Source organism: Bariatricus sp. HCP28S3_A4 (genome assembly GCF_052066395.1).
Classification (GTDB): domain Bacteria; phylum Bacillota; class Clostridia; order Lachnospirales; family Lachnospiraceae; genus Allocoprococcus.
Genome location: NZ_JBQHSE010000069.1, coordinates 1 through 3,424 on the forward strand (window position 1 = coordinate 1; position 3,424 = coordinate 3,424).

The window sequence follows — 3,424 nt, forward strand, 5'->3', positions numbered from 1 at the left end:
CAGCGCCCTGAGCCCCCGGAGGGCCTTCCGTCTTATATATTTGCAATTTTCAAGGTTCGTTTGAGCCTGTTTTTTTCGGCCCAGTTTTTCATAGATTACTTGACACTACCCGATCACATACTTGTTGATAAACACGTTGGATTTCTTCTTTAGTTGCCAGTAAATCCGAAAAAGCACTTGCACTTCCAGCTGAAACGCCCATATGAAATGCATATTCATAATTCTGTTTCTCCATCCATCCCGCAACAAATCCTGCCACCATTGAGTCGCCTGCACCAACAGCATTTTTTAATACTCCTTTAGGTGCGGACGTAGCATAAATCTTTCCATTTTCCGCAGCCAAAACCGCTCCTTCGCCAGCCATAGATACTAATACGTTAGCAGCTCCCATTTCCTGAAGTCTTTTAGCATAAGGGATAACTTCCTCTCTTGTCTTTAATTCCACCTGAAATATCTCCCCCAATTCATGGTTATTCGGTTTCACCAAAAACGGATGGTATTCCAATACATTTAACAACAGCTCCCGAGTCGCATCCACGACACATGTAACCCCTCTTCCCTGAAGCTTATCCATGATTCTCCGGTAAATATCATCAGGCATCGTACTCGGAATACTTCCTGCTAAAATCAAGATGTCATCCTTCCCCAGAATATCCAGTTTCTTCATTAGTTGTTCAACCGCTTCTTCATTAATATCAGGACCAGATCCATTAATCTCCATTCCATCAATCGATTTTAGCTTCAGATTAATTCTTGATATTCCATGATCAAGTTCAATAAAATCCGATTTTACTCCTGACAATTTCATACATCTGATAATCTCTTTACCAGTAAACCCGGCAACAAATCCCAATGCGGTATTCTCAATTCCAAGATTTCCAAGTACAGTTGATACATTGATTCCTTTTCCTCCCGGAAGAAGTAACTCAGAATTCGTACGATTGGTCAAACCCAATCTAAAATTGTCAACAGAAACAATGTAATCCAGCGATGGATTAAACGTAACCGTATAAATCATCTTTTTACCTCCTGTCTTTTTTATGATTGTATTATATCTTCATTTTCAGTCATAGTCAATCATACTAATCCGCAAACATTCAATTTCTGTTTTAGATATATTGCACAAATTTGATTTATTTTGATTATTTATGATTGTTTTGTCTTTTCTCCGTTTTCGCAGAAACAGAGGTGGGGACAGAAGCAGAGGTGGGGACAGCATCGCTACGATAATTCCGGTAATCATAACCCAAATAACCTGTACCGTCACAGAAGCATTCGGTACCGCAAACAGGAGTATTCCGGTAATCGGCAAGAGCACTGCCGACAAAAGCATCCATGGACGTGCTTTTCCTTCTTTTGTCTTTGTACGATCGATCAGCTGTCCCATTGCGATGTTTGTAACTGCATCAATTACTTTGGACAGAATCGGAAATACCATCAAGAATGCACCGCCCCAGACGCCTGTAAGCTTCAGTACATCCGTATAATAGACATTTAGATAAGATGCAAGTACTGCATTCAGCAAGAGTGCTCCTGCCGGTCCCACCAAATACCCCAACCATTTCTCACCTTTTGTCACATCTGCCGATTTGATCCGGCTGGCCGGAAGCCAATTCTTTTTTGTATCCCTCATTTTTATCTTCTCCTTATTTTATATAGCTTGCTATCATTATTTTCCCACCATTGCTGCAATCCCCTTAAGATAGTGTCCATTAGCCATCTGAAGTAATCCCTTCGCAAGTGAATCATTCATTGTACCTCCACTGTTAATGACCGCTGCACGAAGCGGACAGTCCACCGCACAGATCAGTGTCATGCGATAAGACGGATTTGACATATCTTTTTTTCCGCCATAACTTTTTGCAATAATATTTTCCGTTACTTTATACTGAATCTTCATGACAACAAAACTGTCTTTCATCTCCATACAGGTATTATCCAAAGTAAAATGCCCTTTCTTCGGTTCCTCTGTCACAGGTACTGCATGTCCCATCAGTTTTTCCCATTCCTCACGCCCCGGAAGTCCTTTGGCCTTTTCATACCAGCTTCCTTTTTGCCATGCCGGAGCTTCGATGTTCTCCCCGCTCACTTTCACTGTTTGCGTAAGTAAAAGATTTCTGCTTGAAGAGCCAATCATCACCACATAGTCACCTTCCGGAATCCTCCACCCTTGATTCCAGATGGCAAAGCTTCTCTCATCCAATGTAAAGCATACTGTTTGTGCTTCACCCGGCTGTAATTCTACGCGAGCAAACCCTTTCAGTTCTTTCTTCGGTCTGAAAATTCCCTCTTCCGGTGGAGCAATATAAAGCTGTACGACCTCCGCTCCGGCTATCGCTCCGGTATTTTTGATTGTAACAGACACCTGCTGCTCTTGAATCTTCATATCACTGTAGGCAAATGTGGTATAAGAAAGTCCATATCCAAATGGATAGCGTACCTCTTTATCTGCCTTGTCATAATAGCGGTATCCCACATAGATACCTTCCCGGTATTCTACATTTTTCTTTTCAAACGTCTCCCTTGAAGCCACATCCTGATAGGACAGCGGCCAGGTTTCTGTCAATTTTCCGGACGGAACTGCTTTTCCCGTCAGCAGATTATATGCCGCCTCTCCTCCTGCCTGACCGGGGAGTCCCATGTACAGAATTGCTTTCACTTTTTCTTCCCACGGAATCTCCATGGCACTCCCGCCAAGAAGAAGGACGACCGTATTGTCATTTACGGAAGAAACCGCTTCGATCATTCGGTTATGCCCCTTAGGAAGCATCATATTCTCCCGGTCAAGAGCCTCCGATTCATAAGCATCCGGAAGTCCTGCAACGACCACAGCTATTTCATGCTTTGCAGCCGCTTCCTTTGCCGCTTTCAACGATTCCTCTGTCACATTTCCATCCGCGTCGCAACATGCCACGTATGGGATTTGCATTTTCCGCCAGTCATTGGATGCTAGAATTTCATCCCGATTATCGGAAATACTATGAAAATATCCATACCTGCTGCATGATGCTGAAAGACTACATGAGCAGTGACGACGGCCAGGAACTCCGGCTTCTCCTTCAGGATGCCTTCGACGGATACTGTGATTTCGAATCCAGCAGCTATGGTGAACTGGAAATTGCCGCTTCCTTCCAGGGAAGTGTCTATGCACTCCTGCAGCCGGAAGACAAAAAACAGTTTTTGTGAAATACGGGGACAGGTTCCGTGACAAATAAATGAGACACGGAACCTGTCCCCTTGGTCAATCCATTTAGGGGTTGTTGTTTAGATGAATCACAGATATAATGAAAGTGTATCTATAATATGAACCCAAAAGGAGACCAGCTATGAAAAGTCAAGTATAAATTAGCCCAAAATTCTTTTTTCGTACCGATGGTAAAAAAGGGTAACTTTAATAAAGCTCCCGGGTGGGTGCATTTTTCAA

General features: G+C 43.0%; 4 protein-coding genes. 1 reads left to right on the forward strand and 3 read right to left on the reverse strand.

All coding sequences use genetic code 11. The annotated features are described in order from the left end of the window. Positions 1–88: 88 nt before the first annotated feature. Genes pfkB through ACTNBF_RS16290 form a run of 3 tightly spaced genes read right to left on the reverse strand, consistent with a single transcriptional unit; the run spans position 89 to position 2,929 of the window. Entirely contained in the window at positions 89–1,018 is a 930-nt protein-coding gene (gene pfkB / locus ACTNBF_RS16280) for a 1-phosphofructokinase (RefSeq protein WP_441026908.1), read from the reverse strand. A gap of 45 nt (positions 1,019–1,063) precedes the next feature. Then, the gene (locus tag ACTNBF_RS16285) at positions 1,064–1,633 is read right to left on the reverse strand and encodes an MFS transporter (protein ID WP_427820801.1); all 570 of its coding nucleotides are present in this window, start codon (positions 1,631–1,633) and stop codon (positions 1,064–1,066) included. 36 nt (positions 1,634–1,669) lie between these two features. Beyond that, positions 1,670–2,929 carry a glycoside hydrolase family 3 C-terminal domain-containing protein gene (locus ACTNBF_RS16290; RefSeq protein WP_441089690.1) on the reverse strand — a complete coding sequence of 420 codons (1,260 nt, stop codon included), beginning with the start codon at positions 2,927–2,929 and terminating at the stop codon, positions 1,670–1,672. A gap of 17 nt (positions 2,930–2,946) precedes the next feature. Here ACTNBF_RS16290 and ACTNBF_RS16295 point away from each other — a divergent pair, with 17 nt between their 5' ends. Then, positions 2,947–3,186 carry a hypothetical protein gene (locus tag ACTNBF_RS16295; protein ID WP_441089691.1) on the forward strand — a complete coding sequence of 80 codons (240 nt, stop codon included), beginning with the start codon at positions 2,947–2,949 and terminating at the stop codon, positions 3,184–3,186. Positions 3,187–3,424 lie beyond the last annotated feature (238 nt).

What these genes read in the sequence shown, in the direction of transcription:
- pfkB (WP_441026908.1), bottom strand. Translation starts at nt 1,018, where the DNA reads ATGATTTATACGGTTACGTTTAATCCATCGCTGGATTACATTGTTTCT.
- ACTNBF_RS16285 (WP_427820801.1), bottom strand. Translation starts at nt 1,633, where the DNA reads ATGAGGGATACAAAAAAGAATTGGCTTCCGGCCAGCCGGATCAAATCG.
- ACTNBF_RS16290 (WP_441089690.1), bottom strand. Translation starts at nt 2,929, where the DNA reads ATGCAAATCCCATACGTGGCATGTTGCGACGCGGATGGAAATGTGACA.
- ACTNBF_RS16295 (WP_441089691.1), top strand. Translation starts at nt 2,947, where the DNA reads ATGCTAGAATTTCATCCCGATTATCGGAAATACTATGAAAATATCCAT.